This is a genomic window from Methylocystis sp. (genome assembly GCF_051061225.1).
Taxonomy (GTDB): domain Bacteria; phylum Pseudomonadota; class Alphaproteobacteria; order Rhizobiales; family Beijerinckiaceae; genus Methylocystis.
Genome location: NZ_JBPFEB010000128.1, coordinates 43,280 through 49,279, shown reverse-complemented (window position 1 = coordinate 49,279; position 6,000 = coordinate 43,280). Strand labels below are relative to the sequence as shown.

Sequence of the window (6,000 nt, the reverse complement as noted above, 5' to 3'; positions counted from 1 at the left end):
CGCCGGATAACGCTCAATAACGCCATGTCTATCACTCCGTCGACCCCCGCTGAAAACAGCCAGGGCGGGTTCAGAACATGGGTCAATTCTCAGCGGAAATTTCCCGCTCTCCCGGGTCAACTCTCAGCGGAAATCAACATCCATTGCGTCGTAGCCCGTGGTAAGTTCCGGGAACGTTGTCGTGTAGCTTCTCCAGAGAACCGCCTCGTCGGATGGCGATAACGCTTCATGGTCGCTGCAATCGAGACGCAGACTCTGAGCTCCGAAAGCCGCCCCGACATAATCGCAATGGTGCGGCGTCTTTGATTCGTTATGGACGTTGGGGCGGAAATACCGGCAGGTGACGCACATGCGTTGGGGCGAAAGCGCGCCGGCGATTTGAAGCGCGCGGATTGTTTTGATGACCAGTTGCAGTAACTCGGTTTGTTCCCGGTCTGACAATGTTTCAAGGGCGCGCTCGGTCGCGGTTATGACGAGACCGATCCCTCGCACGATGTCGCATCCGGCTTGGGTGATGCGCATGGTGACGGCTCGGGCATCTTGTGGGTCAGATGTCTTTGTCAGCAAGCCTTTGCGAACCAGAGCCGCGATCGAGTCGGTCGCCGTAGGCTGAGACACGCCAAGCTGCGCGGCGATCGCGCCGACGCGCACACCTTTTTCCGCTCGGCCGGCAATAAACGTCAGAACATATGTCTGGGTCGGATTAAGCCCAGCCGTCCCGGCGATCGCCCATTGATCCGCGCGCATGACGGCGCAGATGCGATCCAGACCGTCGCGAATCCGGCGGGTTAAGAGGGGATCTGACGCAACACAGGTCATGTCATATACATAGGACACCTATATATTTAGGTCAAGAGAAATTTGAAGCGGGGGCTGCAGCGGAAACGCGAGCGCCGAGGACTTGCGCGTTTTGCTGCCGGCCATCGTCACTGGCCCGCGCGCTATTGGGGCGCGGTGGATAGTTTGTTTGGGCCTTTCCGCGATTCAATGACAGTCGAGAGGCCTGGCTTTTCGCGGCCGGAGGCCGCGATTCTTAGCCCTTCTCTGACACGCGCAAGCGCCTCATCGGCTCGGCCGGCGGCGTAGACGGCGTGAGTGGAGTAAGAGAACTCGGGAGCTCCTCGCACCCGATGCAACCGTCCATCGTCGACGAAGGGTTGCGCCGTGCCAATGCGGAAGTAGCCAGAACCGCCGACCGACAGAAGGAAGGTCAAAGCAAGCGGTCCTAGGGAGATTGACGTAGCGGGACTACCAAGCTCAGGGAACGCTGCTTGATGATTAGCTTGGAACGCGTTGCCCCAATCTACGAAAATGTAACTGCTCGGATCGACGCTTCCGTCAGGCGAACTCGTCACTTGGACAAGTTTTTCTTCCATAAGTAACTCACAAACGAGCCCAGAGCGCTGAGGCGGGCTATAGACGACCGCCAAGTCTAGAGATCCCTCTTCGACTCGTTCGACGAGGCGCGTCGCAGCATCGACTTCCGCTCTGACCGCGATGTCAGGACACTTCAGGCGCATCCAAATTAGCCAATCGGCAAGTAGGGGATGCCAAAGGCTCAGTTCGCCTCCAAGGGTGATTTTGTCGGCCTTGTTGGCGGGAAGAGCGACCTGTTGCCGGGCCCTCTCCCATATCTGCACAAGCGTCTCGGCAAAGCGCTTGAAGCGTTCACCAGCTGGCGTCAGCCGGGCGCCCGCCTTGTTTCGAATGAAAAGCACCCGGTCGAGTTCCATTTCCAGCGTTCGAATTCGGGCGCTGACGGCAGTTTGGGTCAGGTGCAGGCGCTCTGCGGCCGCAATGAAGCTTCCGCTTTCAGCCACCACCAGAAAGGTCCGAGCAAGGTTGATGTCCATGAGTTAGTATGAAAAAGTTTGATAATAAAATCAATAAAACACATTTGTCTGTTCCTAAATCAAATGCGAACCTGTTTCCGACCGGCGCCCCTTGCGCACGGCAGAAATTGTTCGTGCGAGCGCCATGTTGCAGAGATTGTTGTCCGATCAGTCGCCATTTCCCGAGCGCGCCGGTCTTGGGACGCACGATGTTCGTTGACAACAGGCCGTTACGCGGCTGGCGTCTCTGGCTGTTCACTGCCGCGCTAGCGCTTGGTACGGTCGTTGTCCTCTCCAATGTCCCCGGTTACACGATAACCGTACCCTATGTGGCCGGCAGTCTCGGCGGCGTCACGCCGAGTTTCGGCGCCTGGGGGACGACCGACCATATGGTTGGGCTGGCGCTTGGCCTGCCGTTTGCGCGTTGGTTCTCGGGCCGCTTCGGCGACTATCGCGTCTATGTCGTCGCGTTCCTCCTTTACGCCTGCGCCGCATCGGTTTGTGCGGCGAGCGAAACCCTTTGGATGTTTCTGCCGGCCCGCATTGCGCTTGGTTTCGCAGGCGGTGTGACCCTCCCGCTCGCACAATCGCTGGCGCTTAGGGAGTTTCCCGAGCGCCGACGTACCTGGGCCGTCGGATTGTGGGGGGTGTTGAGCATGACACCCTTAACGATCGGCGTGTTTCTCGGTGGATGGTACGCCGAATTCTTGAGCTGGCGCTGGTTGTTTTATACCGACGTCGTCGTCGGCGTGCTAGTGGCCGCCCTTGTGGGCGCGCTGCTCTATGGCCGGGGTTTCAATGTGAGGATCGTGCGCTTTGACTTCGTAGGCGTCGCCCTGCTTACCGTCATCGTCTATGGCGCTCAGACTGTGTTTAATATGGGTAACGATTTTGACTGGTTCGCGTCGCCGATCCTTCTGACAGCCCTCGTCGTTGTTGAAATTGCGGTTCCGGCATTTGTGATTTGGGAGCTCGGCGAGCGCAATCCCGTGCTTGACTTGCGCTTGTTCGGGCATCGCAACTATGCGATCGCGACCTTCTGCTCCGTGTTCGGATTTCTGATCATCCAGGGGCTCTTGTCGGTATTCGTCTTTCAGCTGCAGCTGCTGATGGGCTATACCTCATCCCTTGCGGGAATGGTTTACCTATTGATGTTCGTCGTCGCGGGGCCGGCGGTCGCCATTCTCCATGAACTCAACAAAACGGTCGACGGGCGCCTAATCAGCTTCTTCGATTTTGTCGGCCTCGCTGGGACCCTTACTTGGTTGGGGCTGTTCGACCGGCTTGCCTGGTTCGACCAGCTTTTTTGGCCGATGCTGTTCTTCGGCTTTTTCATTGCCCTCTTCTTTGCCCCGCTTGCCAGCCTGGCCATGCACGGGCTCTCTGGAGCGAAGCTTATTCGCGCCGCCGAGGAACTGGCGTTGCTGCGCACCGTGGCGGGCTCTTACGGCATCTCTTTACTCGCTGTCGTGCAGTTCCGCCGGTTGCCGTTCCACCAGCTCGATCTTGCCGATCACCTCGGTGGGCGGCGGTTCGCATCACTGGATCTTTTCGCGCAGACAACCGCAAAACTTGAAGCTGCGGGTCTCAACTCCTCGACGGTGATGCGCCGGCTTGCAAACCTCATACGTGAGCAATCAGCCCTGCTCGCGTTGAACGACGTGTTTCTGGTCGGCGCTGTCGTCTTCGTGTTGCTGGCCGTCCTCCTCTGGTTCGCACATCCGACGATGATCGCCTTCTGGCGGCGTGGGGATGCGGCGCATCTGCGAGCGGAGGAGCTCATGGAGTCGCCATGACGTGGAGCTAGGGCGCCATCGCGTGGGTCTTGCAGCGCCGCCCGCGGGCTGCGTCTCGGGCAAGGAAGATCGCGGCCTCCGCCGCGGGTTAAACTCTGTTTGCTACGAACGACGTCAAAGACCGACAAAGGCTTCGGCTGCCGGGAACTCGGGAGCATGGCCGCCGCAACTATGGGCGATTGAAATGAGATCTTCTCAAGCGTCTTGAAGAAGCCAGAGCATCAAGCGCGGCGCGATCCGGTTAAAAAAACTTGATGCTCGGGGGTAAGAACCTCCTATGCAAATGCATCTAACAGGCGACGTCACAAGAAAGATAATCATGCATGCAGGATAAGTGACCACGTTCAATAGGACTTCGCGCGATTTTAGAGGCTCACGCTAACGCAAAGGCGTCACGTCGAGCGGGACGTGGCAGGAAACTCTGTAACGGAATTGACGATGCCTTCAGTCGCTCGATCCCAAGCAAGGTCAAAGGAGACACATCGATGAAATATCTTCTTTCTGCGCTGCTGATCCTATTCACTACGGCGCAACTTGCCGTCGCCTCGCCTCGGCATGAATTCGCTGAGCGTCCCCACCCGCATGCATCGGCCGTCTCGCCCTCCACGCAGGATGTCCGAGCGAATGTTAACCATTCGGAACGCCTGAGACAGCAGCAAGACGGACAAGCCTTAGTTCCAATCGCGAATCAAGACCTGCGAGGACTTCTTTTCGTGCTTGCTGGATTGGCCGGCCCCGCAGCGTTTTTATTTGCAACGCCATAGCTTAGAGGCTGCGGCCAATCATCGACTTCATGCGCTTCGAAAGTCGAAGTGCATTTAGCGTCTTATGTCGATGATCAAGAATCGCGCCATCGCCCCCCAAATACCTCTCGATGGCGCGATAAGGGGGCGCGGCGTTTCTCGCGCCCCCGCCCTTAACCTGAATGGGTTGTCGGATGCGCATGAGCGAAAAAAAATCGAGGGGCACAGAGATGCTATATCGGCGATATTTCGAGGCGGCCGTCTCTCGTCTGAAGGACGAACGCCGCTATCGCGTCTTCGTCCATCTCGAACGCGACGTCGATAGCTTCCCGCTCGCGGGCTGGCACTGCGACGACGGCTCCGTCCAGGACGTGACGGTCTGGTGCTCCAACGACTATCTCGGCATGGGTCAGCACCCCGAGGCGATCTCCGCCATGGTCGAGATCGCGAGCAGGGTCGGCGCCGGGGCGGGCGGCACCCGCAATATCTCTGGCACGAGCCACGCCATCGTCGAACTCGAGCGCGAACTCGCCGATCTCCATGGCAAGGAGGCGGCGCTCGTCTTCACCTCCGGCTGGATCTCCAATCTCGCGGCGATCTCGACGATCGCCGATCTGCTGCCGAACTGCCTGATCCTGTCCGACGCCTCCAATCACAATTCCATGATCGAGGGCGTGAAGCGGTCGCGCGCCGAGCGCAAGGTCTTCCGCCACAACGATCTCGCCCATCTCGAAGAGCTTTTGATCGAAGCCGGCGACCGGCCGAAGCTGATCGTCTTCGAAAGCCTCTATTCGATGAACGGCAACATCGCGCCGGTCAACGAGATCGCCGATCTCGCCGAGCGTTACGGCGCCATGACCTATGTGGACGAGGTCCATGCGGTCGGCATGTATGGCCCGCGCGGCGCGGGCATTTGCGAGCGCGACGGCGTGATGGACCGCATCGACGTGATCGAGGGCACGCTCGCCAAGGGCTTCGGCGCCATGGGCGGCTATGTCGCCGGCGACGCCGTGGTCATCGACGCGATCCGCTCCTATGCGGGCGCCTTCATCTTCTCGACGGCGCTGCCGCCGCCCGTGGCCGCCGCCGCCTGCGCCTCCGTGCGGTTGCTGAAGCGCCGGCCCGATCTGCGCGCCGCCCATCAGCGCGCCGCGCATATCACCAAACATGCGCTCGCCGCCGGCCGCCTGCCGGTGCTCGAAAACGGCTCTCATATCGTGCCGGTGATGGTGCGCGACGCCGAGCTGTGCAAGGCCGCGAGCGATCTGCTGCTCACGCGTCACCACATCTACATCCAGCCGATCAACTATCCGACGGTCGCCAAGGGTTCGGAGCGCCTGCGCGTCACGCCGACGCCGCGCCACACGCAGGACCACATCGCCCATCTGGTCGAGGCGATGGTCGATGTATGGCACACGCTCGGCATCCCCTTCGTGGAGCCGCCGTCGCATCTGCATGTCGATGAGAACGGCAAGGAACACTGCGCCTATCCGGGGATCAAGCTCGCGGCGCAGTAGCGGAAGAAGTCGATGTCGCAGACGACGTCGGCGCCTATACCGTGCGGCGTGGGCAACAACAAACGGAATCGTTGGTTTGGCGCTGCGGTTTCCAACCTCACGCCAGAGGCCG

Annotated in this window: 5 protein-coding genes; 3 read left to right on the top strand and 2 right to left on the bottom strand. The window is 59.8% G+C overall.

Features of this window, described 5'->3' with window-relative positions; genetic code table 11:
* Nucleotides 1-123: 123 nt before the first annotated feature.
* On the bottom strand, nucleotides 124-837 hold the full coding sequence (locus tag ACR652_RS22020; RefSeq protein ID WP_434508615.1) for a MarR family winged helix-turn-helix transcriptional regulator: 714 nt from the start codon (nucleotides 835-837) through the stop codon (nucleotides 124-126).
* A gap of 104 nt (nucleotides 838-941) precedes the next feature.
* Nucleotides 942-1,853, bottom strand: coding sequence for a LysR family transcriptional regulator (locus tag ACR652_RS22015; protein WP_434508614.1), 912 nt, complete (start codon nucleotides 1,851-1,853; stop codon nucleotides 942-944).
* Between the two features lie 8 nt (nucleotides 1,854-1,861).
* On the opposite strand from ACR652_RS22015, the gene ACR652_RS22010 reads away from it, so the two are divergent.
* The 3 genes from ACR652_RS22010 (at nucleotide 1,862) to hemA (ending at nucleotide 5,888) form a co-directional block, all read left to right on the top strand.
* Nucleotides 1,862-3,628, top strand: a complete 1,767-nt coding sequence (locus ACR652_RS22010) for a DHA2 family efflux MFS transporter permease subunit (protein WP_434508613.1) — start codon at nucleotides 1,862-1,864, stop codon at nucleotides 3,626-3,628.
* Nucleotides 3,629-4,113: 485 nt separating this feature from the next.
* Entirely contained in the window at nucleotides 4,114-4,392 is a 279-nt protein-coding gene (locus ACR652_RS22005) for a hypothetical protein (RefSeq protein ID WP_434508612.1), read from the top strand.
* A 209-nt stretch (nucleotides 4,393-4,601) separates the two neighbouring features.
* Nucleotides 4,602-5,888: a 5-aminolevulinate synthase gene (hemA, locus tag ACR652_RS22000; protein ID WP_434508611.1), complete on the top strand. Its 1,287-nt coding sequence runs from the start codon at nucleotides 4,602-4,604 to the stop codon at nucleotides 5,886-5,888.
* Nucleotides 5,889-6,000: the final 112 nt, after the last annotated feature.